The following is a 26,159-nucleotide window of genomic DNA, read 5'->3' as shown; positions in this document are numbered from 1 at the left end:
CATGGTCAGGGTCCGCTAAGGACCGCGAGTCGACACGGCGGCGCGGGCCTCAAGAAAGGCTCGCCGCGCCGCCGCGTGACCGCTTCGAGCCCACTTCGACCAATGCTGCACGAAGGATAGATGACCGCTTTGGTAACTCCGCAAGTTGCTGACTTTATTGGCGCAGGAGGCCTTTGCGAAACTCTGTCGGAGTACATTTTGCAAATTGCAAAAAGGCTCGGTTGAACGCGCTCAACGAGTTAAAGCCGCAATCCCCTGCAACCTCGATCACCGACAAGTCTTCCAAAGAAAGTAGCTCCAAGGCGTGAATCATGCGAAGCCGCGTAAGGACCTGCGACCAAGTCATGCCAACGTCTCGGGCAAATCGCCGCTGCATGCTACGCTCGGACAAGTTTATGGCGCTGGCTACTTCGGCAGACGTGATTGGTTCGGCTAGACGGGTTTCGGTGACCTCGATTGCCTTGTTCAGTGCGGCATCATTCGCAAATGGGCGTTTGACGTCCACTGATCTGGTCGAAAGTCCAGCACATGCGTTGAGCAATGCCAGAAAGAAGCCCGCCGCCTCCGAGGGCTGCGCCGAATCGGCCCCCCAATCCTTACAATGCCGGATCATATGGCGGGTCATTTCTGACATCTGAAAAGCCGTTGGTCGGTCTGGTAGCGCCTTGCAAAATCCTGGCTGCACAAGGATCGAGCAGGTCGTCACCGGTTTGCAGATCTCGGCAAGCAATGGTGTGCCTGCGGGCACCCACGCCGCGAAGGATGGAGGCAAAAGCCAGCTCTCGCCCTTCACTGTCACGCGCAACGCGCCGCTAACGGCATAAAGCAGGTAGTCACGCTCAAAAACCGCGTCCAACGGTGGACGCGGCTCGAAAGTTTGAAAGAAGCAGTAAGCCGCTGGCAGGTCGTCTGTCATGCTTTAGACACTATCGACCTCGGCAATGGTTGTCACAGGCGGGGCCACCATCAACGGCTTCAACCCTGCGCCAAGCTGCGCGAAGGTGTCCCCCTGCCGGTAGGCATTGAACGCCTCTATCGTGTCCCAATGCTGAAGAATGGCTATGCCGTCTTCGGACGGTTTGCGATAAAGGGCGTAGTGCGTGCAGCCCGCCATGTTTCGTACAGTCTCCGCCTGAGCGGTAAACAGAGAGATTGCCGTTTCCAGATCGGCGGCGGCAAAGGCGGCTTCGACGGTGATGAGTTTCACGAAATAACCCTCCCTTACAGATCTTCTGAATTGCCAGTGGTGATACGGGTGATTATCCCGCGCGGCTTGTTCAGCGTCGCGTCCATCACGATGAAGCCATCGTTGCCGCGTAGGAGTTGTGTGCAACTGTTCTGCGGGCCGTTGTCCCAATCGATGCAGTAGCGGCCTTCTTCAAGCGCCCACGTGCCAACGAGTTTCGGACCTCCGGGCAATTGGGCGGCTGCCGATCCGTCTGTCGCGTAGTAGATGGGCGCAGTGCCACCATCGGGCGCACCCGGCGCACCTGCGGGGATTTCAACATAAAGCGTATTGCCGGTGATCAGCGCACTGAGTTGCGCGGTGTCCATCATTTTGTCGGCCATGGCGGTTGTGCCCGCCGAAAAGGCTACGAGGCAAAAGAGTGTGAGAGTTCTATTTTTCATGGTTCAGTCCTTTCGGTTGTGGCCTGAACCTATAAGCATAGTGGTTGGCGATCATACGCAAGGACGCCAAAGTCGCGCCCAGAGCCGCCAAAAACAGATGATCATGTGATACGCTAGACCTCCAACTATATGAACGAAGCGGACACATCCTTGAGGATGAGGAACGACGGGTTTGTCTCGCACTGCCGTCGTTCATACAATTGAAATGCTGCAGGATGCACCAATGGCAACTTCGACGGGCCGCGCCGCAGCGTCACAAAGGCCTGACGAGTGACCGCAGTGGGCCGCTCACGCCGCTGCTTGGGTTGGCATATGGCCCAAGTCCGCAGCGCATCCGATGACCGTATTTGAGCCCGAAGTGCTCGCTGACTCTATGAAGGTCAGCGAGCATGCGCCGGTGCGCCTCAGTCGGTTGGCAGCATCTGCGGATTCCAGACCACTTCCCATAGATGCCCGTCGGGATCGGTGAAATAACCTGCATAGCCGCCATAGAAGGTTTCCTGTGGCACCTTGATTATCTCGGCCCCCGCGCTCTCGGCCTTGCGCATGATGTCGTCTACATCTGCCCGGCGCAGCACATTGTGCCCGATGCTAGCGGCGGTGGAGCTGATCGGATGCTTGGGCAACCCGGTGTCATGTACGAGGTCATTCTGCGCCCAGATAGCAAGCTTCAGCCCTCCCGAGAGATCGAAGAACGCTACCGCGCCATGCTCGAACTCGCGCCCGATGATGCCGTCAGTCGGCAGGCTTAGCCCGTCGCGGTAGAAAGCAAGCGAATGTTCGAGATCGGCAACGGCAAGTGTCAAAACAGAGATACGTGGTTTCATGTCCATACCCTTTCTATCGGCGTCCGCACAATGCAGACTCCTCGATAGCCTTGGGCCGCCACATTTATGACGGAAGGACCCGCTGAGCGGGGGGCGGGCCAACCTTCCCGCACCTAACCTGTTTCAGACGGCATGAGAATAAAGGCAGAGATGCCTTCGGTCAACGACCGCTCTGACCATCCGACCTTCACCCTCCGAAAATGCTGCACGATGGACGAATGGCCGGTCTCGTGAAGCTGCACCGCAGCGCTCGGCGATGAAGCGAACGGTAAGTAAGGGCCGTTCGCGTCGGTCAGCGCCAAGGGCGAATTGCGGGCTTTCGCTTCAGGTGCGAACGAACCCGATCCCAACGCTGGAGCGGTTCTCTGATCGCGGTGATGTCAAGGGCATGGTTCTGTTGTCCGCCGGGGTCTTGGTTCTCTCCGAAGTCAGGCAGTGCCGCTTCATGATGGCGTCCGGGGCTGATCGTCTGGAATGTCATTCACGAGGTTGATGCGGTTGGCGTCACCTCGACCGCTTCACGCGAGATCGATCTGCCACCGTCCCGGAGGACGCCGAACCCGCCCTGTCCTCAGGCGGGTATGCTGTTTGTCAGGTTGCGGGCTCCCCTTTCCAGTTGAACTCGGTTCCATCACGCCAGATGGCATGGAGGATCACGGCGATCTTGCGTGCCGTTGCGACGGCGGCCTTCTTGAAGCCTTTGCGCGCGCTGAGCCGGATCGCCCAGGACTTGAGAGGTGAGAACCGTCTGACCTGTGTCATCAAGGACGCGGCAGCGGATACAAGCAGACGTCGCATCTCGGCATCTCCGCATTTGGAGATACGGCCTGATCTGTCGATCTCGCCCGATTGGTATCGTCGTGGCGTCAATCCCAGAAACGCGCCGACATCGCTCGATCGACGGAACCTGCTCGCATCGTCCAATGTCGCGATGAAGTTGAGCGCCACGAGGGGGCCGACGCCCGGCACTGTCATGAGGCGACGTGCCAACGTATTCTGCTTGGCAACATGCATCAGTTCATCGGCCAGGGCTTCCGCCGAGGCGCAAAGTGTCTTGTGGATGGGTATCATGGTCTGTGCCACAAGCCCCAGCATCGGATCGCAGGCTCCAGCCTCGGCAAGCTGGTCTCGGAATCCTTGGCGATGATGGGCACTGGGAACAGCTCCCATGCGGATGCCGAAGGTTTTGAGGACACCGCGGATATGGGCTTCGAGATCCTTGCGCATGCGGATCAGTCGTTCTCGCGCCCCCACCAGCGCCCGCACTCGGTCGGAGGCTTCGCTGCGAACATGGACTTTCGTGAACCAGCCGGTCCGAGACAGCTGCGCCAGACCCTCCGCGTCCGCCTTGTCCGACTTGTTGAGGCGCGCAGACAGAGCCTTGTGCGCCATGCGAGCGTCGATGCAGATGATCGGGACACCGCGCTTCTCAAGCTCACGCGTCAGCCAAGTGGCGAGTATCCCGCTTTCATGCACGACACGTTCCGCATCAGGAACTTCCCGGGAAAGATGGTCGGCGATGACATCCGGGTCCGTCGGCAGGGTCGCGCGTTTCACAACCGATCCCTGCGCATCCACAACGCAGACCGAGACTTCTTTCAACGAAACGTCGAGACCAACATAGTTGCTCATGGTCGTTCTCCTCACGGCTTTTAATTGGTGAGGCTGATCCTATCAGACCTCGTTCACCCGGGGAGAGCGACCGCCGCGATCACACCATGTCATTCCAGCGGCTCCATCTTACGTGAACCGAGATGATCCACACTGGGGGGCCGTTGGCTCCGATGTAAAAACGCCCGGAAGTGGAAAGAGATCCAAGCCTATCCGTTCCGAGATGCACGAGCATCGCGAGATGACCCCACTTCACTCGGCCGACATCTCGGCCAGAAGCCGTCTTCCCACAGGTCCGGGGGGATGCCCGACCAGGTGGGTGGCGTAGATCGTAAGAGCTCCCTGCTGACCGGTGGCGTCGTCGTCGAGGTCCAGCTGTACGAGACGGCCATCCTTCAGATCCGCCTCGACGAGATGTCTCGGCATCCGGCACCAGCCGAAGCCTGCGCGGAGAAAGTCCAACCGTCGACCGAGGTCGATAAACCGCCACCGCGCGAAGCTGGCGACGCCGTAGTCGGGGCCATCGGTGGTGGCCCCTGAACTGAGGACGAGCTGGACGTGAGGTTCGAGGTCCGCGCGCGTCAGAGGGGCGTGGCATCGGGCCAACGGATGCGAGAGAGCGGCCACCGCCACAAGTTCGATCGTGCTGAGCGGAACGGCCACCACGTCCTCGGGCACATCTGGCAACAGGAGGCCGATGGCCAACGCCGCTTCCTTGCGGCGGAGGCGCCGCAAGGCGCCGCCAAGACCTTCGGTCGAGAAGCTGATCGGCAGTTGCGGCCATGTCTCGTGCAGCACCCGCAGGCTTTCGATCAGCGGCCCCGAGGGCACCATCGGATCGATTGCCAGCGTCAATTCCGGCTCCAGTCCCTGCCGTGTGCCTGCAGCCACCGCTTCGAACCGGGCCGCGCCGGCCAGCACGAGGCGGGCCTGCTCCACCAGCACACGCCCGGCTTCGGTCAGCACGGGGCGGTGACCGGCACGATCGAAGAGCATCACGCCCTGGGTCGCCTCGAGATTGGCGACGGACTGGCTGATGGCCGACTGCGCGCGCATCAGGCTGCGACCAGCGGCCGAGAAGCTGCCGGTGTCGGCGATTGTCACCAGCACGCGCAGCTGGTCGAGGGTGAGCGCGCCGAGCACATCCATCTCCAAATCAGATCAAGATCATCACAATTATATCTCTCCCGCAGGCATTCGGTTCAACCTATTTTCTTCTCATGCAACCGACATTGTTCATAAACCACGGCGGCGGCCCCTGCTTTTTCCTCGAGGGTGGACCGATGCGCGAGGGCTTCCGGGACTTGGAAGCCTACCTGAGCACCGTTGCCGGACATCTACCCACGGTTCCGAAGGCGATTCTCGTTATCTCCGGCTACTGGGAAGAGGCCGTTCCGACCGTGAATACCGCTGAAGCTCCGCCACTGCTGTACGACTACGGCGGCTTTCCCGAATACACCTATCGGCTGACATGGCCTGCGCCCGGCGCGCCGGATGTCGCGGCGCGGGTGCAGCAGCTGCTGAGCGATGCGGGATCGACAACGGCCGCAACGATACGCGCGGCTGGGATCACGGTGTGTTCGTGCCGTTCAAGGTCATCTGGCCCGATCCGCGGATCCCTCCGGTGCAACAGTCCATGTGTCACGGCTGGGACCCGGCGCAGCATCTTGAAATCGGGCAGGCTCTGCGGCCTCTGCGCGACGAAGGCGTGCTGATCGTGGGTAGCGGCCAAACCTATCACAACCTCGGCGGCGGCTTTTGTGGCGGAGAACCTGCGGCCGATGCCTTCGATGATTGGCTGCGCACCGAAATGGTGCAGCCCGAAACCCGGGACGACGCGCTGATCCGCTGGGTCACGGCCCCCGGCGCGCGACATGCCCAGCCCGAGGAGGACCGCTTGCTGCCCTTGATGGTCGCGGCCGGCGCGGCCTCGGGGGACCCCGGCCATATCGACTTTCACGGGCAGGCCTGCGGCAAACCCATCTCCGGGTTCCGCTTCGGCATCCAGGCCCACGACCAACAACATATCTCCTAAATTTTCAAAAAGGGACGCAACATGACCAAACTCCTCCTCATAGAAACCAGCCCCCGTGGTGAGGCCTCTGTCTCTCGCAAGCTGTCGGCCAGGTTCATCTCCGAATGGGAGGCCGCCCATGCAGATGGAGAGATCGTCACCCGCGATCTCGCGAAAGACGCGCTGCCCCATGTTACGATAGACTGGCTGGGGGCCTACTTCACGCCACAGCAGGCTCTGACCGATGACCAGAAGGCGCAACTCGCGCTTTCCGACGAACTGGTGCAGGAATTACTGGACGCAGACGAGATCGTCATCTCGACCCCGGTTTACAACTACAATATTCCTGCCGCCCTGAAGGCTTGGGTGGATCACATCGTGCGCAAAGGACTGACGCTCGGCCTCGATGGATCCGGCCTTGTGACCGGCAAGAAAGCAACGCTGATCGTGGCCTCCGGCGGGTCCTACGGTCCAGGCTCGCCCATTGCGGACCGTAACATCGCGCCACAATACATAAGGCTGATCCTGAATGTCATCGGCATCACGGATGTCTCCCTCATCCACGGCGAGGCCGCGAAAAACGTCGACATGGGCGAGACTACGATGGAGGCCTTCGTCGACAGCTATGCGCCGCAGATGAAGCAGTTGGCTAACGCCTGATCGGCCACTTGGTTCAGCCGCAGCGCCTTCTGAAGGAAGCCGAGTGTTCGCTTGCACTAGCCCGTCAGGCAGTGCTTCGTATCTTCGCAAACGGCTGGTTTCGGGAAGCTGCGCTGCGGCATAACGGTATGTTCGAAAGGCAAGTCAGGGCCGCAACGTCCGGCTCCGAGGTGACACCTGTGCTCTTTCCGCCGCGGCGCAACAGGTCCGCTTCGAGCCCAAACTGTTCACGTTGGAAGAGGCCGACTTCGCAAGTACCGCAATAAACCCGACGCAGTAGCAAAGATCGTGAGGCCTAAGCCGGTACCAAAAATGTGCTACTGGCAAAGGGCAGTGTCTATACCGGGCATCTCGGCGGCGCGTGACCGCCACCGGGATGCGCTCAGTGGTGGCTGGCCGCGGTTCCGCGCGCCTGAGCGAGCAGAAAGTACACCAGGGCCGTCAGCAGGCCCATCAGCACGGCGGCGGTTGTCAGCAGCACCGAATGGGTCGCGGAAAACGCGGCCTTGCCGGCAGCGATCGCCGCCGCCGCTTGGTCGGCTCCAAGCTGCTGGGCGATGATATAGACATCGCCGATCGAGTGTGAGGCCTGGTCGGCCAGCCCCTCGGGAACGCCGCTTGGCAGGACGAGATGGCGTCCGAAAACCACCGACATAAAGACGCCGAAAAGGGTGATCCCCAGACCGCTGCCCAGCTCATAGCCCGTCGCCTCGAGCGAGCCTGCGGCTCCGGCTTCGCTAGCATCGGCAGCGCCCATGATCGCGATGGAAGAAGCGGTGAGCCCGATGCTCAGCGCAAGGCCAAGGGCCGCCAGCAGTACCGGCACGGTGAGACCGGGATCGTGGAAGTCCGTGACGGCAAGCCCCGCAAGCGCGCCCGCCGAGATGGCCAGCGACAGGCAGGCCACCGGTCTCAGCCCGAAGCGGCCGGACAGCCAGCCCGCGACCGGACCGCCAAGGGCCGCAGCCGCCATGATCGGGATCAGGAAAAGCCCGGCCTGAAACGGCGTCTTCCCCAGTACATATTGCAGCTCCTGTGCCAGCGTCAGTTCGACCCCCGCCAGAGATCCGCTTGCCACGATGGCCATGATGATCCCCGCGACGATGGCCGGACGTGAGAAGAGCGACAGATCCAGCATCGGTGCGGGGCTGCGCAGTTGCGTGCGAACAAAGAGCGACAGCAGAATCACACCGATGGCCAGGACCAGCATGACGACCGCCATTGGCTGTTTCGCGGCTAACCCCGCCTTGATCGCATAGACGGTGGCGATCATGCCAAGGATCAGCAGCACCGCCTGCCCGATGGCCCAAGGGCCGGGTGTGATCTCCTCCCGCCGGGGCAGCAGCAGCCAACAGGCGGGCAGGACGATCATCATCACCGGAATATTGATCAGGAAGACCGAACCCCACCAGAAATGTCCCAGAAGCGCGCCGCCGATCAGCGGTCCCACCGCCGCACCGGCGGCGCCCACCGTTCCCCAAAGCCCAAGTGCAAGGCCGCGCTCGCCCTCATCCTCGAAGGTGCGGCGGATAATGCCAAGTACGCATGGCATGATCATCGCCCCGCCAAGCGCCAGCAGCATCCGTGCCGTGATCAGCATGGGCGCATTCGGCGCAAAGGCTGCCAGTGCCGAGGCGAGGCAGAAAACCGTCAGCCCGGTCAAAAGGATGCGCCGGTTGCCGACCCGGTCGGCCAGGGTGCCCATCGGCACCAGAAGCCCGGCCATCAACAGCGGATAGATGTCGATGATCCACAGCACCTGTGTATTCGACGCCTCAAGTGCCTGGGTCAGCGTCGGCACCGCCACATGCAGGATTGTCATGTCCAGCACCACGGGCAAGAAGGCCAGCATGACCGCCAGCAGCACCAGCCAGCGTCTGGGATCGGGGGAATGGGCCGACATGGTTCACCTGAATTCTGTTGCAGTGGCCGATATAAATACATACGTATGGAATTCAATACCGAAACGACTGGACGAGACGACTCATGGGCAGAAAACCGACGATCACGCGCAACCGCTTGCTGGATGTGGCCGAAGAGATCGTGCGTACAGGCGGCGGGGCGGCGCTGACCATCGGTGCGCTGGCGCAGGCGGCAGGGATTTCAAAAGGCGGTGTGCAATATTCCTTTGCCAGCAAGGACGATCTTGTACGCGGCCTGATCGACCGCTGGACCAGCCAGTTCGATGCCATGCTGGAAGGGGAAGCAGGGGATGATCCCGTGGCCTTTGTCAGGCGTTATATCGCGGCGGCAAAGGCCTCACAGCAGGCGATGAATGCCAAGATGGCGGGGCTGCTGGTCAGCCATCTGGAAGATCCGGCCAATCGACGCGAGACGCGTGACTGGTATCGCGGGGTTTTCGACCTACTTGGTGGCAGCTCTCCCGACGCGCAGGCGACGCGTGTCGCCTTTCTGGCGGTGGAGGGGCTGTTCCTGCTGCGCATGAACGGCATTGACGAAGACGGTGTCTGGACGGATTTCCTCGACGATGTCGAAGTGGTCCTGGCACGGCTGACCATTTGAGCGCTCCCACTACGACAACCCGACGCTGACAATGCACCATATCATGGGAATGCTGCATTGCCTCCGAGGTCGGTAGTGGGGCCACTTCGACCGATGCTGCAGGCTGGGCGAACGGCGGCTTTGGCGATCGCGGAACTATCGCCTGCACCTCGTCAGCGCCGCTACGGCAGACGCAAGCGAACAATTTGAAGGGTCGGATATGGTTCACGCCCCGGAACGGGTAGAATCCGGCGGCTGCGAGCGGGAGTAGCAGCAGGGAGGTGAAGCTGTCGGACGAGGGAGAAACAGCCAGGAGCACCCCTGCGAGAGAGAGTGTGACGGCGGTCCACCCCCGCCCACCGATGGTCATCCCCAACAGGAAGCGGCCCAACAGCGCCATCCAGACGGGAGAGGTATAGTAGCAGGCCGCCGCGAGGGTGAAGGACATGGCCGGCAGCGCCGCGTAGTAGTTCAACCACATCGCGGCGAGGCAGAGGCTGCGCGCCCAGACCCAGCCGGGCCGGGTCAGGCGAAGGGCAGAGCTGTCCTTGGTCGCCAGGACCCACGTCGCAAGCAAAATCGCGGCGAAGAAGGACCGCAGCAGGACCAGCTGCGCCAATCCTCCATCACAAAAGGCGACATGCTCCGCCCTGCGATCAAGCTAAAGGCAATGCCCATCGGAGATGCCGCCCGAAAGACAGCCGTTCTCAGCGACCGGAGTAAACGCTGAACTAAGCGCCGGTCATACTCAGGTTATCCTGTCGCAAGAGATCGAGGAAAAGCGTGACGGCCCGAGGCGGATGGCGCCGACTTGAATAGAAGGCGTGATAGCCGGGGAACGATGGCGACCAGTCTCCGAGGATCTCGACAAGTTGCCCGTCCTTCAGAAAGGGTCTGGCAAGGTCTTCCAGCATGTAGGCCAGCCCCAATCCCGCACAAGCCGCCGCCACGAGCGCGTCACCGTCGTTGACGACAATCGAGGAAGTGACCTTCACCGTCTCGGTATGGCCACCCTTTTCGAATGACCACGGCGACAGGGTGCCGCCTGCGTTTCGGAAGCCGATGCAGCGATGTCGAGACAGCGCGCGCGGGGTGCCCGGGGACGCGTAGGCGTCGAGATACCGGGGGGCTCCTACGACGACAGCGCACAAGGGCGGTCCCACCGGGACGGAGATCATGTCCATCTCCAGGTTGTCACGCATCCGTATCCCGATATCGAACCGCTCAGCGACGATATCGACGTATCTGTCCTCCACGCTCAGTTCGCCGTCGATCCCGGGATGAGCCGTGATCAGCCGGGAAAAGGCAGGCCAGACGAGCGTGTCCGCAGCATGTTTGCCGCAAGTCACCCGGAGTTGCCCCCTGGTTCTTCGCGCAGTCGTTCGAGATCCGCGACTTTCGCGTCAAGCTCCGTGACGTTCGGAACAAGCGTGGCGAGCAATTGCTCGCCCGCCGCCGTCGGGGTCAGGCTGCGCGTGGAGCGTGACAGCAACCTTATGCCCAGCTCACCCTCGAGACGCTTGACCGTCTGACTGACGGCCGACTGTGTCACCCCCAGGCTGCGTGCCGCCGCGGTGAAGCTTCGCGCCTCTGCCACGCGGCCGAAAATGATGAGATCGGAGAATCTGCGCGGGTCCATTCATTAGAATGGCTACTGATACTAACAATTTTCAAGCACCTAATCGCGGACTGCGAAGATCACCTAATATGTGAGCAGTAAAGCAAAAGGAGCTGACACAATGGCGGACAAGGTATGGTTCATCACCGGAGCCGGTAAGGGGCTGGGGTATTTCATCGCGAGGGACGCATTGCGCGCAGGCGACAAGGTCGTGGCAACCAGTCGAACCGTGGACGGACTTGCCGAACGCCTATCGGCCCCGAAGGGCAGTCTGATCGTATTGCCGCTCGACGTGACCGGGGCCGACGCCGTTTCAGAGGCCCATGACGCCGCCATCAAGGCCTTCGGGCGTATTGACGTGCTGGTCAACAATGCTGGTCGCGCGCAGCTTGGATGGTTCGAGATGATCCGGGACGACGACGTGCGTCGGCAGTTCGAGATCAATCTGTTCGGGGCGATGAACATGGCGCGTGCGGTGCTGCCGACGATGCGCCGTCAGCGTTCGGGTCTCGTGGTGACCATATCGTCAGTGAATGGCTTGGTCGCCAACCCCGGTGGTTCGATCTACTCGGCCTCCAAGTTTGCGCTCGAAGGGTGGATAGAAGGCCTTGCCGAAGAGATCGCGCCGCTCGGCATCCGATCCCTGATCATCGAGCCGGGGATGATGAGAACGAATTTTCTGGACCCATCTACCGCGCGGCAGGGCGACTTGAAAATCGAGGACTATGCCGAGGCAGCTTCCGCTTTCCAGACCTTCATTTCCCAAGCGAACGGCGCGCAGGAGAACGATCCTGAGGTTCTTGCCGCGCGGATCGTCGCCGAAGCGTCTTCCGATGATCCCGTCCGACGGCTGCTGTTCGGCGCAGACGCCCATGAGTGGGCTGGTACGAAATGCCGACAGCTGGCGACTGAAATCGAAGCTTCGAGCGCACGTGCATGATGACAGGCCTCGGCCGCTTCGTCCGCACTGCGATCATGTATAGCCATGAAATGCTGCAAGATGCACGAACCACCGGTCTGGCAACGCCGCACCGTGGCGTCGACCTCTGCCATCAAAGTCCGGAGAGGGCCGTCTCTGCCGGGCAGACCACTCACCTGCGTGTCCAGCACGCCACGCTGCCGCAGGTCTGCTTCGGGCCGGAAGCTTCACGGTGCTCCACCAGGGGAGCACGGAGCTTACCGCAGCGCCGCATGTCTGCTCCGAGCCCGTTTTACCAAATGCTGCGTCGCTCTCGAAGGGCTGCTATGGAGCGGTAAAGCGTTAAGAGGAATCGCGCTATGACAAGCAAACCTTTTCGATCTTACATCATCTGCACTGCCCCACGCAGTGGAAGCACGCTACTGTGCGGATTGCTTGCCGCGACAAACGCCGCGGGAAACCCGGACTCGCACTTTCACTCGTCGTCGCTCGACGATTGGCTGGATGACTACTGCCTGAAGCACATCGATTATGCTTCGCAAGAAGAAGCTGTTCGCGCCATCTTCAAGGCCGCCTTGTCGCGGGGCAAAGGCGATACAGATATTTTTGGTTTGCGAATGCAGAGTGGCAGTTTCGACCACTTCATGCAGCAACTAAAACTGCTGTTGCCGGGCCGCATGAGCGACGTCGAGCGAATTCGAAAAGCATTTGGCCCGACGTTACATATCCATCTTTCCCGTCCAGACCGGCTGAATCAGGCTATCTCGCGTGTTCGTGCCGAGCAGACGGGCCTGTGGCATCGCAACTCTGACGGCACAGAGCTGGAGCGCCTCGCTCCTCCGCAGGAACCGCGATATGACGCCGCCGCTATCAAGCGCCACATGATCGCGCTCGGAGCACTCGACGAAGCTTGGGAGCGATGGTTCGAACTGGAGGCGATGGAGCCAATGCGCATCAATTATGACGCCCTGTCGATAGACCCTAAACAGGTTTTGGCGCAGGTACTCTCCGCGCTGAACCTTGATCCAAGCCGAGCCCAGTCTGTCGAGGCGCCAACAGCAAAGCTTGCTGACGAATTGAGCCGTGAGTGGCGAGATCGATTTGAGAGTGAGAGCTGAGTTTATGCAATACGCAAACGAACGCAAAAGCTGGCACTCGGTTCGTTCCGCCAGACGGCTGGTTTGTCCCGCTCATGGGGCGATCAGTGAACGAGGTGCCGATGCGATCATACCCATCCGGCGCAACGGGCGCGCCTGGAAGGAAGACTGCCACGCGGCCTTCGCGCGAAACGAGATCCTGCGTGCAACCCGACACCTGGGCCGGGCACTTTGGAAGAAGTGGGCACGATACCATGTCCGAAGCAGGGTCGAGGCCAGGATGAACTGCCTCAAGCGCTTCGGGGAGCGGATCATGTCACGAGACCCCGACCGCCAAACCGCCGAAATCCACATCCGCATCGCAATCATGAACACCTTCTCGGCCCTTGGCAGGGCCGAGATCGAAGCCATCGCCTGAACTCAGCGGGGAAAGGGCGCATTCACCCTCGAGCCTGATTTGCGCAACATCGCCCATGCTTGTGAGAAATGAAGACTACCGAGATCCGGCTGGCGCGATCTGTTGACCAAGACTGCCGGAGTGTCGGCGATGTGAGGAGGAGGACGATAAGTATGGGCAAATGATCGACCAGATCCGGAACGGGGAAGCCTGTGGCGTCCAACGAGCGCGAGCTCGAAATTTTGATGAGGCCTCCGATCCGCGAACAGCATACATGGTGTGATTGCGGCGGTCGCTCTCCGATGGCGAACGAGGTCCGGTATGTTGGCCTCACGAGAAAATGCCGTGAGGAGAACGACCATGAATTACTATGCCGGTTTGGATGTTTCGCTGAAAGAGATTTCGATCTGCGTTGTTGATGACACTGGGACGACCGTAGCACGTGGCGTGTCACCAGCCGATCCCGAGGGCGTGGCGGGCTGGTTCCGCACAAGATCGCTCTCTCCTGAGTTGATCGTGCATGAAAGCGGCCAGCTGTCGATCTGGCTTCAGCGCGGACTGGCGCAGCTGGGATTGCCAGCCCTTTGCATAGATGCTCGCAGGGCTCACAAGAGCCTCTCGGCCCGCCCCAACAAATCCGACGCCGCGGACGCAGAAGGTCTTGCGCAGCTGGCGCGCACAGGCTGGCTCACGCCGGTCCATGTTCGTACTGAAGACGCGGATCAATTGCGCACCCTGATCAGCGCACGAGGGCAATTGATCGATCTCCGAAAAGATCTGGAAGGACATATTCGGAGAATTCTAAAGACCTTCGGGATACGTCTGACTGGTATTGGGAAGGGTTGGCAGCGGCAGGGGTTCCGCAACCAGCTCGCCGGCGCGGGTGAGCGGGAGCCTGTCCTGCGCATGATCGCCGACGGCATCGGGAAATAAACGGTGGGCGTGGCAAAGGCGAGCGGTAGGCATACAGACATCTCCCATATCACACGGCAACCTGCGATACCTTTACAGTGCCCTACCTGTACCCGCGCGGTGCCTGGCCGGCGTCGGCCAGAACCTGTCTTGCACGTTCGATCACCGGGCGGTCAACCATCTTGCCGTCGACCTGCACGACTGATCCCGAAGCGGTCGACAAGGCCGACAGAACGCGGCTTGCCCAGTCGACCTCGGCCTCGGACGGGGTGAAACCATCGTTCGTGAACGCAACCTGTGCGGGATGAATGCAGAGCTTTGCACCGAAGCCGCGCATGCGTGACCTTGCCACTTCGTCGGCCAAAATGCCAGCGTCCTTCAGCTCGGGTGTCACGCCATCCACCGGCGACACCAAGCCGCCAAGGCGCGATGCCAGGACAATTTCGAACCGGACGGGATCAAGAACGGGGCCGGTGCCCGGTATCCGTGTATCCGCGCCGAAATCCAGGTTGCCGAAGGCAAGCCGGGTCACCCCTGGGCAGGTGACCGACCGGCGCAGCGCTGCGAGGCCCTCGGCCGTTTCGATCAGCGCGACCAGCGCGCGCCCGGGCAATTTCTCGGCCACTGCCGACAGGCTTTCGGGCGTCGCTTTCGGCACCATGACGGCAGATACGTCGCAGGATGACAGCGCCGCCAGGTCGTCGTCGAACCAGGGCGTCTCTGCACCGTTGATCCGCACGAGCCCCGTGCCGCCAGAGCCGAACCATTGCGCGACGTGGTCGCGGGCTTCGGATTTGGAGTCTGGGCCGACCGCGTCCTCAAGGTCGAGGATAATGGCGTCAGCGCCCGATCCGGCGGCTTTCGCGAACCTGTCGGGCATGCGCCCGGGCACGAACAGATAGCTGCGCGGGGTCGTCATGATACGGGCTCGACCACTGCACTTGCCTGCATGGCAAGCTCGCCGTCCGGCCCCTTGGCCCAGAGCGGAACGGCGCCCTCGGTCTCCTCCCCGGCTTCGACCGAGAACGGGCGGTCACCGAAGAGCGGCGCCATGCCGCGGAATTCGAAGCGGATCAGACGCCCCGCACCCGCTGGCGTGACAAAACCCTGAAGCAGGGTGGCCGTCAGCGGGCCATGCACGACAAGATCACGGTAATCCTCTTCCTCGCGGGCATAGGTCCGGTCGTAATGGATGCGATGGCCGTTCGACGTCAGCGCGGAAAAGCGGAAGAGCAGCACCGGATCGGGGGTGATCTGTTCGGAACGGATGGCGCCTTCGGGCGCAGGGGCCGGATCAGGCTTCGGCGCGCCGGGCGCCGCAGCTTCGCGGTAGACTATGTCCTGTTCTTCCTCGATGCAGAGCCTTCCGTCCTGCGACAGCCTGTGATTCACCGTCACGAAGACAAGCTGCCCCGCGCGACCGGACTTAGCCTTGACTGAAATGATCTCGCTGACCTTCTCGGCTTCCCGGCCGATCATGAGCGGCGCGTGGTAGTCTAAGCGGCCGCCTGCCCACATGCGGCGGGGCAAGGTGACGGCGGGAAGGAAACCGCCGCGCTTGGGATGACCGTCAGCCCCGATATTCCGACGCTGCGCGAACGGGTTGAAATAGAGCCAGTGCCACCCCGGCGGCAGCGGGTCACCGTCCGCCGGGCCGCAATCCATATCCAGCGTCGCGGCGAGGCCGACGGCGCGATCGGCCGAGATCATCTGAATAAGCCGCTCGGTACGGCCAATCGCGTCGGAGTAGTCAGGTGTGGATGTCATCTTTAGCCCTTCAGTAGATGGCCTCGTCCTTGACCAGGGCGCCGATCTGCGCCCGGCTGAGGCCGAGGAGTTCTCCGTAAACGTAGTCCTCGTCGCCGCCGAGTGTCGGCGTGCCGCGCGTTATGCCCGGCGCGCTATCCCCTGCGAAGCGCGCGGGCCGGCCGATCGCCGCGCGAATTTTGCCATCGGTTTCGGCGACGTCGAGGATCGCGCCCCGTGCCCGCATGTGCGGATCCGACACGATGTCAGAGGCGGCCCAGGACAGGTGGGCGGCAACGCCCGCCGCTTGCAACTGCATCGCCGCCGTTTCGCCGCGTTGTCCGGCGGTCCAGGCGCTGATCGGCGCATCCAGCTCGCGACGGTTTGCGTGCCGTTCGGCCTGCGTGGCAAAGCGGCAGTCTTCGGCCAGCTGCGGTTGCCCGATGATCCGCGCCAGAACCTTCCATTCGGCGTCGCGGGACACGGAGATCGACAGCCAGCGGTCCGCATCGGCCGTAGGGAAAAGCCCATGGGGCGCGCGGATCATGTCGTCATTGCCCATGCGACCAACGGACATCCCCGCCGAAGCCGCGGTCAGGTATTCCCCCACCAAGGACGAGGCGACCTCGCGGGCGGCGACATCCACGTGGCACCCTTCGCCGGTGCGGCGACGGCGATTGAGTGCGGCCAGCGTGGCAAGGGCCGCGTGCATCCCGACCGAGTGGTCCATGACGTGCCGCATCTCGACCGGCGGTCCGTCGGCATGACCCGACAGGTAGCCCAGCCCACCCCAGGCCCCAAAGAGAGGTGCGTAGCCGGCGAAATGGCTTTCCGGGCCGGTCTGGCCTGACGATGACACGGAGACCATGACGATATCCCGCTTCACGTCACGCAGGGCGTCGTAGCCCAGCCCGAGGCGTGTCATCACGCCCGCGCGGAAGCTTTCAGCAGCGACATCGGCAACGCCGACCAGCTTCTTTGCCAGAGCGACCCCGTCGGGGTGTTTCAGGTTCAGCCTGACCGACAACTTGTTCGACGACACCTGGTCGAAGGTCGCCGGCCCCTGGCGGCCATAGACGGCGTGCGGCTTGCGGAAGATGTCAGGCCGCAGCGCGGTTTCGACCTTGATGACCTCGGCCCCCATCTGGCTGAGCATGTGGGTGCAGAAAGGCCCGGCGGCATGGACGGTGAAATCAGCGATGCGAAGACCTGCGAGAGGTTTCATGCTGTAGCCCTCCGACTCGGTTGGCAGGACAGGAGCGACTGGTCCGCGCCGATGCCGGCAAGCGTCTCGCTGACAGGCAGCGCGTCCGGCCCGAAACGGAACGGCAGCGATTGCACTTGCACCGGCCCATCGGGCGTATGAACAGTCGCGAAGATGCCCCGTGATGTTTCCTGAAGGCCGGTCAGAACCTGCTCGGGCGCATTGTAGCGCGCCATGGGCACACCGAGGGTTTGTGCCTGCGCGACCAGGTCTTCGACCTTACGGTGGCGCGCCCATTCACGGATGCGCTGGTTGATCTCGGCGCCGCGCATGCTGCGCCCGACCTCGTCTGCAAGCTCGGGGTCCTGTGCCCAGTCCTCGGCCCCGAGAAGCTCGATCAGTCCCAGCCACTGGCGTTTTTCCAGCGTCAGCAGCTCGACGTAGCCATCCGCACATTCGACGACGCCGCCAAACTTAAACGACCTGGTGAGACGGTGTTCCACCGATCCGTCGCCGAAGCGCTGGATGGCGAAAGCACCGACCGCAGCGTTCGCGTCCTGGACCGACGCGTCGACATACTGGCCCTTGCCGGTCCACAGCGCAGCCATGGCCGCCATCGCGGCGGTCGTGCCACCCTGCATCTCGGCGAAATGTCCGGCGATCTTCAGGGGTGCGCGATCAGGGAAGAGATCGGCGGTCAGCCCGTTCGGCAGCAGGAACCCCTCCCCTCCGGCATGGATCAGATTGATCTCGTCGCCTTTCCAATTTGCCTTGGGCCCGAAGGCGCCGAACGGCAGGACGGAAAGATGCACGATATGCGGATGATCTTTGGCGATTCTTGCCTCATCAAGCCCCAGCGCGGCGCGATCCGAAACCGGCGTGTCATCGATGAAGGCGTCGGACTCAGCCAGGAGCTTATGCATGTTCTGCTGAAAGTCGGCTCCCGCAGGATCGGTGACCACGCTGCGCTTGCCGAGAGACAGGTATGTGAACAGCGCGCTTTGCCCCCTAGGAAGGAGCGGAGGCTCCTCCCTGAGCGGGCATCCAGCGGAAGGTTCGGCCATGATGACCTCGGCACCCATCTGGCACATCAGGCGCCCGGCCTGCGCCGCGGCCACACCAGTGGCACGTTCTATGACGCGAAGGCCGGTTAGAGGCTTGTCAATCATGGCCGCCCCCTTTCTTCAGCGAACGACCGGAAGGTCCAGCTCGAGGTTCCCGCAATCGAGGAACACCCGCAGGTTGGGGTCGCGCGTCTGAAGGGCGACGGTGGCGATGCCAGGTGTGGTGACTTCACCGCGTTGGTTCTCCCCCCAGATCTCGATATCCACCAGGGCGTGGCCATCCTTGATGTACTTCTTCGACACCTTGCCCTTGCACCAAGTGCTGTCGCCCATGGTGTTAAAACGGCGCATCTCGGTGCGAACGCGTTTAAGGAAGGAAGCGTCGCCCATCCAGTTGGTGACCATCGACGCCATCCACGACGACCGCTGCGGGCCATAATCGTAGACACCGGGAACGCCGACCTCTTTTGCCGTGCTTTCGCGGTGGTGACCGATGCCCGTGTACTCGATGCCGCCGCCCGCCTCGGGGTTGCGGAAGAAGTGGCCGGGGTGCTTCATTGCGTTCTGGAATACCACGCCATGGGTATGGCCGCGGCCCGACCCGACGAGGAAGCCCATGGTGTCCATCAGCGACAGCGGGCCGCGCACGATGGTGTCGAGGCTTTCGCCTTCGGTGACGTCTTCCCAGTAACGCACCTTGGAGCCGCGGATCTTCATCGGCTCTTCCATGATGCAGGCGTCGAGTTCCTCGAACTCCTCCTGGGTGTATTCGTAGGTGGTGATGTCCTTGTACTTGCCCGCATCGCGCGCCGCCTTGCGCTCGTGGCGGGTGCAGGTGCCCAGGGCGCGGGACAGCATGTCGCCGTGCTGGTTAAAGTAGGTCGCCTCGACGTATTGCAGCACCAGCCGGCCCGAGAACTTGCTTTCCTTCACGTCGATCCCGATCACGCGCTCGATGGCGTTGATCCGGTCGCCGGGGCGGATGTGGCGGAAGATTTCCCAGTCGTTGCCCGCGTAGAAGCCATGCACACCCGGCAGGCCCCAGCGGGTCCGGCCAATCCAGCCAAGCGCCATCGGGAACATCGGATGGCCCAGCTGCGTGCCGAAGCGCGATGCCGCGCCATAGCCCGGATCACGGTAGAGCGGGTTGAGGTCGCCGATGCCGTTGCACCAGTTGCGCAGCGTGTCGGCGGTCGCATCCTGAAGGTACGGGCCTTCGGGGCGCAGTTGCAGCCCCACCATCTTTTCAGCAGCGGCAATCGCCTCGTCGGTGATTTTGCCTTCGGCGGGCGCGCCGCCCATGCCCTTGGCTTCGTCTTCCTTGGTCTTCTCAGCGGTGGTCACTTTCGGGGTCTCCCTATCGATCTGGTGTCTGTGGTGAACGCGCGCTTTGCGCGGCTGTTTTTAATATAATGCATTATTTTGGAAGCGGTCAAGCAACGAATACTCCAGAACGAGGGCTGTTTTTCTTACGAGATCAGGGTATATCTGCGCAGACTGGCTATTGCTCGCCGCTTTGATGCATTATTCTTGACGGCTAGTCAGTCAGAAGGTCACGTCAGCTGCGCTGGTGACCTGCGCAAAGCGGCGCAACCCGGACAGGGCGTGGTCATGTTCATCGGCGGTCGCCCCGGCGCAGCAATCTTCAAGCAGCACGCACTCGTAGTCGCGATCATGACCTTCCCGCACCGCCGCCGAGATGACTCCATTCGTCGACACGCCCGACAGGATCAGGCGCCGAATGCCCTGCGCGCGCAACAGAGGTTCAAGCTTGGTCGCATAAAAGGGGCTGACCCTGTGCTTGACAATATCCGGGTCGCCGGGCTGGGGCGCGAAGCGATCTAGTACCTCGGTCCCCCATTCCCCGAGCTTGAACACGCCGTTGTCGCGCGCTTTCGAGAATACCGGTGATCCCGGGGGGCATTCTGAGTAATTCGGGGAAAACCCGACACGGACGTAGCCGACCATCACGCCCGCCGCACGGGCCTTGCTGATCGCAAGTTCGGTTGCGTCATAAACGCCGCGTTCCTGCATGAGTGGAACATAGCTCATGCCGCCCATCCCCTCTGGATGAACCAGGTCGTTCAACATGTCCATGACAAGAAGGATAGAATCAGATGCCATTGTGCAGTCCTTTCAGGCTTGGATTCGACCCCGTGCCGGAAAGGACGCGGGGGGCTATTCGGTGTAGCTGGCCTTGAACTCGTCCCAGGCCGAACGGATGTGGGACCGCAAGGCCTGGAGGAAGGCGGTTTCGTCGCGGGAAATGACAGCATTCAGCATATCGCGGTGCTCTTGCGAGGCCCGGTCGATGCGATTGTCCAGTCGATTGATGAGGTCGAACGGGTAGCGCGCCCAGAGCGCCCGGACGAACCGCAGGGTCTGCGGCAGTTCGGCCGCGATGTAGATCAATTCGTGAAATCGATAGTTGATCGTCCGAACCGCTTCCTTGTCGTTGCGCGCCGCGGCGGCCTCTATCTGATCCTGAAGCGAGCGCAACTCCTCGATGTCTTGCGAGGTCAGGCGACTGAGAGCCTTGACCCCCAGCTTGCATTCCAGCGTGATCCTGAGGTCGGTGATCTCTTCGGTCGCGTTGATGTCGAAGGGCGCCACGATCGCGCCGCGATGCGACGTGCCGAGGATGAAGCCCTCGGCCTCGAGCAGCTTGATCGCCTCTCTGACAGGGGTGATCGAGGTTCCGATCATCTCGGCGATCTGTGCCTGCTTGAGCTTGGAGCCACGTGGAAACTGACCCGAGATAATGCCCTCTCGAAGGAAATCCGCGACGTATTCTTCCTTGGTCTGATGCTTGACCTGGTTTTCCATCAACAACTAACCCCCGAATGGTGCTGCATAAGTGCAAAATGCATTCCTTCATGCCCCGGTCTCCGGAGCTAGGTCAAGTCGGAGGATGCGCCCGGCCATATCCGGGCTAATCGACGGATAGTAGTCCAGAAGCCTCGGATCATGGGCGGGAAGCACGTGATCGTCGCTGTCGGCCAACTCCCGGATCCTGTCATGAGCCGCCAGCATGTCGGAAATATTGAACGCGACAGTGAAAGGGATGCCGCGTTCTAACTCCTCGTAATAATGCAGTGCATCCGAGGCCAGAACGACCCAACCACGCCCTGTCCGGATCCGCAGGATTTCCTGGCCGGCGCAGTGGCCCCCGACCCAATGGGCGCTGAGTCCATCGGCCACCTCGAAGTCACGGCCATGCAGGTGCAGGCGCCCGTCGTGCAGTAGATGCACCAACCGTGCGATCTCGTCCGACTTGTAGGCATGACGGAAGGTCGGTTTCTCCATCCAGGGACCCGTGACATAGACCATCTCCTCGGCCTGCATAAAGAACCGGGCGTTCGGCAACGCATCCAGGTAACCGAGGTGATCGTAATGGGCATGGGTTAGCAGAACGGTCGTGACCTGCGCCGGGTCGATCCCAAGCTCAGCCCAGCCGTCGGGCGGAGACATGACTTGCTCATGCCCGTTCCTGGCGCCCTTCTCGGGATCGATCCCGGTATCGACGACGATCACCTCCTGGCCGCACTTGAGCACCCAGCAGAAGAAGTCGAGCACCAGGGGGGCCGTGGGATCGGGATCCGAGATAAAATTGACGCCACGGGTGCGGGTTACGTTTGTCGCGTGCCGGATGGCATAAATTTCCCAGGTTTTCATGGCATTCCCTCAGGCCGCGGCAGCGCCGAGATAGGCGTCGATCGCCTCTTGACGCGCCGTTTCGTCCTTGAGCTCTTCGGCACTGCGGTGCCCGACGATCCGGCCGCCGCGCAGGAAGTGCAACTCGTCGCACAGGCGCATCGTTACAGCCAGGTTCTGCTCGACCAACACGATGGCAAGCTCCGATTCCGCGCGGATGGTTGCCAACCGGTCAAAGACCCGGCGGACCAGAAGGGGGGCGAGGCCAAGCGAGGGTTCGTCGAGGAGCAGGAGCTTCGGATCGGCGGCCAGCCCGCGACCGATGGCCAGCATCTGCTGTTCGCCCCCCGACAGGCGCCAGGCCTGACGGTCGGCCTTTTCGGCAATCTCGGGAAAGAGGTCGAGCACCATCTCAATCCGCCGTTTCCGCTCGGACGCGGCCTTCTGGTATCCACCCAGGACCAGGTTCTCACGAACGGTCAACTCACCGACGATTTCGCGCCCTTCCGGTACGTAGACGATACCCTTGGCGACGCGTGCGCGGGCGGGAAGCGAGCCGATGTCTTCGTCGTTGAACAGCACCGCCCCGGTCGAGGGCATCAGGCCGGAAACGGCCTTCATGATCGACGATTTTCCCGCGCCGTTGGCGCCAAGCAGCGCGACGACCGAACCTTCACCGACGGCAAAGGACACCCGGCTCACCGCCGGCGCCCCAGCACCATAGGCGACGGACAGGTTTTCGACGCTCAGCAGGTTATTCATCGTCGTCGCTCCCCAGATAGATACGGACTACATCCGGATTGTTTCGGACCTCATCGGGCGACCCGATGGCGACGAACTCACCGAAATTGAGCACGTAGATCCGGTCACAGATCGACATCACGAGATCCATGTCATGTTCGACCACGACGAGGACCAAGTCCGTCGACGCGAGTTTGCGCAGTACGGCCGTCAGGTCGCGGGTTTCGGAGTTATTGAGGCCGGCCGCCGGTTCATCCAGCATCAGCACGGACGGCTTGCCGACCACGGCACGGGCAATTTCGACCAGGCGTTGCACACCGGGCGGAAGCTCTGCCGGCAACTTGTCCCCGACATCGGGTAGTCCGAGATCGGCAAGCGCATCGTCTGCTGAACGGGCCATCTCCTCGCGTTCACGGAGCCCGGCCGGCAGGGGCAGGAAAGCCGACAGCCAGCCAGCCTTGCCGTTGCGTGCGATGCCCATCATCACGTTCTCGCGTACTGTCAGGTCCGGACAGAGCGCCACATGCTGGAAACTGCGGACGATACCCTTGTTCGCGCGCGCTGCGGGCGGCAGGTCGTTCAACGGGTCTCCGGCATAGGAAATCGTCCCCTCCTGCGGCGAGTAGGCTCCGGTCAGGCAGTTGAAGAGGCTGGTCTTGCCCGCGCCGTTCGGGCCGATCAAGCCGGTGATCTCGCCCGCACGAAATTCGACGTCGAGTCCTTTGAGAACCTTGATCCCGCCAAAGGACAGCGCGATCCCTTTGCCACGCAGGGCGTTTGTCATCTGGTCCATCAAGTTACCTCCGATTTGCGGGCCATGGCCTTGCGGATGCGTGGCATGTAGTGGCCAAGCAGGATCATCCCGAGCAGGGCCAAGCCGTAGAAGACAGGGATCCAGGCGCCGGATGCCGACAAGAGCTGCGGCACAAGGGTGACGAAGGCGCCACCGATCAGGACGCGAGGCAGGGACAGGCCGTAAAAGCTGACCACCGAGCCCACGAGCAGGAAAATCGCCTGCCAGAAGGTGAAGCCTCCGGGCGAAACGGTAGAGCCGGATAAGGCCAGCGTCGCCCCGCAGAGCGCGCCGATCCCGCCCGAAATCCCCATGATGGAAATCCGCGCCCAAACTCGCCGTGTGCCGAAGGCGTCAGCCGCCGCCGGGTGCGTCTTGGCCAGCAGCAGCGCCATCCCCTGGCGCGACAGGCGCAGGCGCACCACGGCCAGGCAGACGATTACCAGCATGAAGAGCGCCACGTAGTACCGCTGCAATCCCATGTCGATGCCGGGAATGAAGGGGGTCGCCACATAGAGGCCTTCGTAGCCGCCGGTGAGTGCGTCGAAATTGTTGATCATCTCGGGCACGGCCAGCGCAAGCGCCAGTGTCGTCACCGCCAGGTAGATGCCGTGCAGGTTTCGCGAGGGCCAGGCAAAGAGGATGCCGAAGGTGACGCCGAGCAGCAGCGCCAGCGGCACCGACGCCCAGAGCGAGATGCCGTAGCGAGTATCCAGGACCCCGACTGAATAGGCCCCGAGCGCTGTAAAGAAAGTGTGCCCGATAGAGACTTCTCCGCCGTAGCGGACCAGCAGCGACACGGCGAGAACACCGATCGAGTTGGCAAAACACAGGCCGAGCGTGAAGGTCCACGACCCACCAAGCAGGAAAGGCATGAAGATCAGAACCGCCACCAGGACCGCTGTCGTCAGTGCGGAGGTGGCCAAGCCAGAAAGGCGCAACAGGACGGTTTGGTCTGACGTCATATGCGTCGCTTGATCAGACACGGGAACCTCCGACCTTTTGCAAGATGCCATTGGGGAAGATGTTCAACGCCACGAGGATGACCGCCAGCAGGAATGTCGACGAGTACTCGGGCGAGACGTAGAAGGTGAACAGGTTCATCAGGACACCTATCAGGACGCCGCCGACCAGCGCGCCGGGCAAGGAGGCGAAGCCGCCGATCACTGCCGCCGCGAAGGCCTGGAGCATGAAGGTCGCCACGGTCGTCACCGACAGGAAGGTCGTCGGAACGATCAACAGCGCCCCCACCACACCCAGGATGGACGCGGTTATCCATGCAAAGTAATGCACCGAGCGAAGGTTCAGGCCGCAGACCTCAGCGGCAAACGGATTCTCCGAGATTGCGCGGAAAGCGATGCCCAGCTTGGTGTAGTCGATGATTATGAACAATGCGCCGATGGTCACCACCGCCACCGCCAGAACGGTCAAGTCGTAGCCCGTGATCAGCAGGCCGAGGACCGAGAATGCGAACCGCGGGATCGGCAGGTCGAGCGCAACGATATCCGCTCCGAAGATCAGCAGTGTGACCCCTTGGGCGATCAGCCCGAAACCAAGCGTGGCAATGGTCGAAGTGAGGTCGCTTTCGAAGACCAGCGGAGAGATGATGGAATAGATCAGAAAGGCGATTGCGACGGCTGCAACCAAAGCGACCAGAACGGCCGCGCCCCAGGACAGGGACATCAGCATTCCGGACGACAGGCCATACACAAGGAAAGCGGTCAGGCCGGCGACGTTGCCGTGGCTGAAATTGACGACCTTCGAGCACTTGAAGATCATGACCAGCCCAAGCGCACCGAGCGCGTAGAGGCAGCCGGTGATCATGCCTGACCAGATCAGTGGAAACAGGTCGTAGAGAAGCGAATCCCAGAAGCTCATCAGATTTTCTCCATCGCATCTGACTCGACCAGCTGAATGACCGAGGGGAAGTACTTGTCTCCGAACCCGTTCTCGACTGCGGTCGCATAATAGGCGCGGGCCTGGTTGGCCGCGGGCAGCGGGGTGCCGGTCTGGTCGGCCAGGTCAAAGACATATGAAATGTCCTTGAGCACGTATTCGGCCGGGAAGGAGTGCGCGGGAAACTCGCGCGGCGCCATGGCCTTCATGCCGTGGTTGCGTAGCACGAAACTGTCGCCCGATCCTTTCGAGACGGCCTCCAGCAGCGTGTCGGCATTCACCCCTGCCCGCTCGCCCAGCACGATCATCTCGGCCAGCGCCACGGTGTTGGCGAACACCAGCATGTTGTTGACCAGCTTGAGCACCTGCCCCGCGCCGACATCGCCGCCATGGGTGACGTCGGACGCCATGTAGTCGAGCACCGTCCTGATGCGGTCATAGATCTCGGGGGGGGCGCCGACCATGATGCTCAGCTTGCCTTGCTGCGCGGCCTCGCGGGTGCGGGCGACAGGGCAGTCGGCAAAGCCGATCTCGTGCGCTACCAGCCGCTGACCGGCCGCGCGGGCGTCGGCCACCGTGGTGGTGGACAAGTCCACCACCACGGTTCCCTGCCGGGCAGAGCCGGCAATGCTCTCGGCCACTTTCAGCACCTGGGTGCCACCCGGCAGCGACAGGCAGATAATGTCGGCCTCTTTCGCCAGCGCCTCAACGGTATCCATCTGCTCGACCTTCGTGTCCGCCAGGGCCGCGCGGGCCGCGTCGGACAGGTCGAAGCAGAGGACCCGGCCGGCATGCTTGGTCGCGATGTTGCGGCACATCGGGCCTCCCATGACGCCCAGTCCGATAAATCCGATTGTGTCGGTCATTTTCATCCC

The 26,159-nt window shown here is 62.1% G+C and carries 28 protein-coding genes and 2 pseudogenes; 7 read left to right on the top strand and 23 right to left on the bottom strand.

Features of this window, described 5'->3' with window-relative positions:
- Positions 1-154: 154 nt before the first annotated feature.
- The 6 genes from FPZ52_RS17040 to FPZ52_RS17020 all read right to left on the bottom strand — a co-directional run bounded on the left by FPZ52_RS17040 (position 155) and on the right by FPZ52_RS17020 (position 5,216).
- On the bottom strand, positions 155-916 hold the full coding sequence (locus FPZ52_RS17040) for an AraC family transcriptional regulator (protein WP_146366811.1): 762 nt from the start codon (positions 914-916) through the stop codon (positions 155-157).
- A gap of 3 nt (positions 917-919) precedes the next feature.
- Positions 920-1,207: a putative quinol monooxygenase gene (locus FPZ52_RS19015; RefSeq protein ID WP_168201404.1), complete on the bottom strand. Its 288-nt coding sequence runs from the start codon at positions 1,205-1,207 to the stop codon at positions 920-922.
- Between the two features lie 14 nt (positions 1,208-1,221).
- Entirely contained in the window at positions 1,222-1,629 is a 408-nt protein-coding gene (locus FPZ52_RS19010) for a hypothetical protein (protein WP_168201403.1), read from the bottom strand.
- Between the two features lie 404 nt (positions 1,630-2,033).
- Positions 2,034-2,456: a VOC family protein gene (locus FPZ52_RS17030; protein WP_146366809.1), complete on the bottom strand. Its 423-nt coding sequence runs from the start codon at positions 2,454-2,456 to the stop codon at positions 2,034-2,036.
- 591 nt (positions 2,457-3,047) lie between these two features.
- Entirely contained in the window at positions 3,048-4,088 is a 1,041-nt protein-coding gene (locus tag FPZ52_RS17025; RefSeq protein WP_146364680.1) for an IS110 family RNA-guided transposase, read from the bottom strand.
- A gap of 231 nt (positions 4,089-4,319) precedes the next feature.
- Complete coding sequence (locus tag FPZ52_RS17020) at positions 4,320-5,216, bottom strand: LysR family transcriptional regulator (protein WP_146366808.1); 897 nt, start codon at positions 5,214-5,216, stop codon at positions 4,320-4,322.
- 427 nt (positions 5,217-5,643) lie between these two features.
- Here FPZ52_RS17020 and FPZ52_RS19345 point away from each other — a divergent pair, with 427 nt between their 5' ends.
- Together FPZ52_RS19345 and FPZ52_RS17010 are read left to right on the top strand one after the other, a co-directional pair.
- Positions 5,644-6,102: a DODA-type extradiol aromatic ring-opening family dioxygenase gene (locus FPZ52_RS19345; RefSeq protein WP_240804539.1), complete on the top strand. Its 459-nt coding sequence runs from the start codon at positions 5,644-5,646 to the stop codon at positions 6,100-6,102.
- A 21-nt stretch (positions 6,103-6,123) separates the two neighbouring features.
- On the top strand, positions 6,124-6,741 hold the full coding sequence (locus FPZ52_RS17010) for an FMN-dependent NADH-azoreductase (protein WP_146366807.1): 618 nt from the start codon (positions 6,124-6,126) through the stop codon (positions 6,739-6,741).
- Positions 6,742-7,123: 382 nt separating this feature from the next.
- On the opposite strand, the gene FPZ52_RS17005 is transcribed toward FPZ52_RS17010, so the two are convergent.
- A complete protein-coding gene (locus FPZ52_RS17005) occupies positions 7,124-8,644 on the bottom strand; it encodes an MFS transporter (RefSeq protein WP_146366806.1) in 1,521 nt (506 codons plus the stop codon).
- Positions 8,645-8,727: 83 nt separating this feature from the next.
- Here FPZ52_RS17005 and FPZ52_RS17000 point away from each other — a divergent pair, with 83 nt between their 5' ends.
- A complete protein-coding gene (locus tag FPZ52_RS17000; protein WP_146366805.1) occupies positions 8,728-9,264 on the top strand; it encodes a TetR/AcrR family transcriptional regulator in 537 nt (178 codons plus the stop codon).
- Between the two features lie 295 nt (positions 9,265-9,559).
- Here the strand turns inward: FPZ52_RS17000 and FPZ52_RS19340 are convergent.
- The 3 genes and pseudogenes from FPZ52_RS19340 to FPZ52_RS19335 form a co-directional block, all read right to left on the bottom strand.
- A pseudogene (locus FPZ52_RS19340) lies at positions 9,560-9,862 on the bottom strand (EamA family transporter); the annotation flags it as partial.
- A 112-nt stretch (positions 9,863-9,974) separates the two neighbouring features.
- Positions 9,975-10,592: a LysR substrate-binding domain-containing protein gene (locus FPZ52_RS16990; protein ID WP_240804538.1), complete on the bottom strand. Its 618-nt coding sequence runs from the start codon at positions 10,590-10,592 to the stop codon at positions 9,975-9,977.
- Positions 10,589-10,882, bottom strand: a complete 294-nt coding sequence (locus tag FPZ52_RS19335; protein ID WP_240804537.1) for a LysR family transcriptional regulator — start codon at positions 10,880-10,882, stop codon at positions 10,589-10,591. The genes FPZ52_RS16990 and FPZ52_RS19335 overlap by 4 nt, the downstream gene beginning before the upstream one ends.
- A 100-nt stretch (positions 10,883-10,982) precedes the next feature.
- Between FPZ52_RS19335 and FPZ52_RS16985 the strand changes: the two genes are divergently transcribed.
- The 4 genes and pseudogenes from FPZ52_RS16985 (at position 10,983) to FPZ52_RS16970 (ending at position 14,207) form a co-directional block, all read left to right on the top strand.
- Complete coding sequence (locus FPZ52_RS16985) at positions 10,983-11,801, top strand: SDR family oxidoreductase (RefSeq protein ID WP_146366804.1); 819 nt, start codon at positions 10,983-10,985, stop codon at positions 11,799-11,801.
- Positions 11,802-12,139: 338 nt separating this feature from the next.
- Complete coding sequence (locus FPZ52_RS16980) at positions 12,140-12,898, top strand: Stf0 family sulfotransferase (RefSeq protein ID WP_146366803.1); 759 nt, start codon at positions 12,140-12,142, stop codon at positions 12,896-12,898.
- 73 nt (positions 12,899-12,971) lie between these two features.
- Positions 12,972-13,295: pseudogene (locus FPZ52_RS16975) on the top strand (transposase); the annotation flags it as partial.
- 339 nt (positions 13,296-13,634) lie between these two features.
- Complete coding sequence (locus FPZ52_RS16970) at positions 13,635-14,207, top strand: IS110 family transposase (RefSeq protein WP_240804536.1); 573 nt, start codon at positions 13,635-13,637, stop codon at positions 14,205-14,207.
- Between the two features lie 82 nt (positions 14,208-14,289).
- On the opposite strand, the gene FPZ52_RS16965 is transcribed toward FPZ52_RS16970, so the two are convergent.
- From FPZ52_RS16965 to FPZ52_RS16905, 13 genes are all read right to left on the bottom strand, one after another.
- Entirely contained in the window at positions 14,290-15,105 is an 816-nt protein-coding gene (locus tag FPZ52_RS16965) for an HpcH/HpaI aldolase/citrate lyase family protein (protein WP_146366802.1), read from the bottom strand.
- Entirely contained in the window at positions 15,102-15,953 is an 852-nt protein-coding gene (locus FPZ52_RS16960) for an HTD2 family dehydratase (protein WP_146366801.1), read from the bottom strand. Before FPZ52_RS16960 ends, FPZ52_RS16965 begins: the two co-directional genes overlap by 4 nt.
- A gap of 10 nt (positions 15,954-15,963) precedes the next feature.
- Positions 15,964-17,157 carry a CaiB/BaiF CoA transferase family protein gene (locus FPZ52_RS16955; protein ID WP_146366800.1) on the bottom strand — a complete coding sequence of 398 codons (1,194 nt, stop codon included), beginning with the start codon at positions 17,155-17,157 and terminating at the stop codon, positions 15,964-15,966.
- Positions 17,154-18,305: a CoA transferase gene (locus FPZ52_RS16950; protein ID WP_146366799.1), complete on the bottom strand. Its 1,152-nt coding sequence runs from the start codon at positions 18,303-18,305 to the stop codon at positions 17,154-17,156. Before FPZ52_RS16950 ends, FPZ52_RS16955 begins: the two co-directional genes overlap by 4 nt.
- Positions 18,306-18,320: 15 nt before the next feature.
- The gene (locus FPZ52_RS16945) at positions 18,321-19,544 is read right to left on the bottom strand and encodes an FAS1-like dehydratase domain-containing protein (RefSeq protein ID WP_240804535.1); all 1,224 of its coding nucleotides are present in this window, start codon (positions 19,542-19,544) and stop codon (positions 18,321-18,323) included.
- Positions 19,545-19,745: 201 nt separating this feature from the next.
- Positions 19,746-20,324 carry a cysteine hydrolase family protein gene (locus FPZ52_RS16940; RefSeq protein WP_146366798.1) on the bottom strand — a complete coding sequence of 193 codons (579 nt, stop codon included), beginning with the start codon at positions 20,322-20,324 and terminating at the stop codon, positions 19,746-19,748.
- Between the two features lie 54 nt (positions 20,325-20,378).
- A complete protein-coding gene (locus FPZ52_RS16935) occupies positions 20,379-21,026 on the bottom strand; it encodes a GntR family transcriptional regulator (RefSeq protein ID WP_146366797.1) in 648 nt (215 codons plus the stop codon).
- A gap of 48 nt (positions 21,027-21,074) precedes the next feature.
- Positions 21,075-21,875 carry an N-acyl homoserine lactonase family protein gene (locus FPZ52_RS16930; protein WP_146366796.1) on the bottom strand — a complete coding sequence of 267 codons (801 nt, stop codon included), beginning with the start codon at positions 21,873-21,875 and terminating at the stop codon, positions 21,075-21,077.
- A 9-nt stretch (positions 21,876-21,884) separates the two neighbouring features.
- Positions 21,885-22,616, bottom strand: a complete 732-nt coding sequence (locus tag FPZ52_RS16925; protein WP_146366795.1) for an ABC transporter ATP-binding protein — start codon at positions 22,614-22,616, stop codon at positions 21,885-21,887.
- On the bottom strand, positions 22,609-23,388 hold the full coding sequence (locus FPZ52_RS16920; protein WP_146366794.1) for an ABC transporter ATP-binding protein: 780 nt from the start codon (positions 23,386-23,388) through the stop codon (positions 22,609-22,611). Before FPZ52_RS16920 ends, FPZ52_RS16925 begins: the two co-directional genes overlap by 8 nt.
- A complete protein-coding gene (locus FPZ52_RS16915) occupies positions 23,388-24,374 on the bottom strand; it encodes a branched-chain amino acid ABC transporter permease (RefSeq protein WP_240804534.1) in 987 nt (328 codons plus the stop codon). The genes FPZ52_RS16920 and FPZ52_RS16915 overlap by 1 nt, the downstream gene beginning before the upstream one ends.
- Positions 24,367-25,266, bottom strand: a complete 900-nt coding sequence (locus FPZ52_RS16910) for a branched-chain amino acid ABC transporter permease (RefSeq protein WP_146366793.1) — start codon at positions 25,264-25,266, stop codon at positions 24,367-24,369. Before FPZ52_RS16910 ends, FPZ52_RS16915 begins: the two co-directional genes overlap by 8 nt.
- The gene (locus FPZ52_RS16905; protein WP_240804533.1) at positions 25,266-26,150 is read right to left on the bottom strand and encodes an NAD(P)-dependent oxidoreductase; all 885 of its coding nucleotides are present in this window, start codon (positions 26,148-26,150) and stop codon (positions 25,266-25,268) included. The genes FPZ52_RS16910 and FPZ52_RS16905 overlap by 1 nt, the downstream gene beginning before the upstream one ends.
- Between the last annotated feature and the right edge of the window lie 9 nt (positions 26,151-26,159).

The organism is Qingshengfaniella alkalisoli (assembly GCF_007855645.1).
Lineage (GTDB): Bacteria > Pseudomonadota > Alphaproteobacteria > Rhodobacterales > Rhodobacteraceae > Qingshengfaniella > Qingshengfaniella alkalisoli.
Note: the sequence above shows the minus strand (reverse complement) of the source record. Positions and strands in the feature narration are given on the sequence as shown.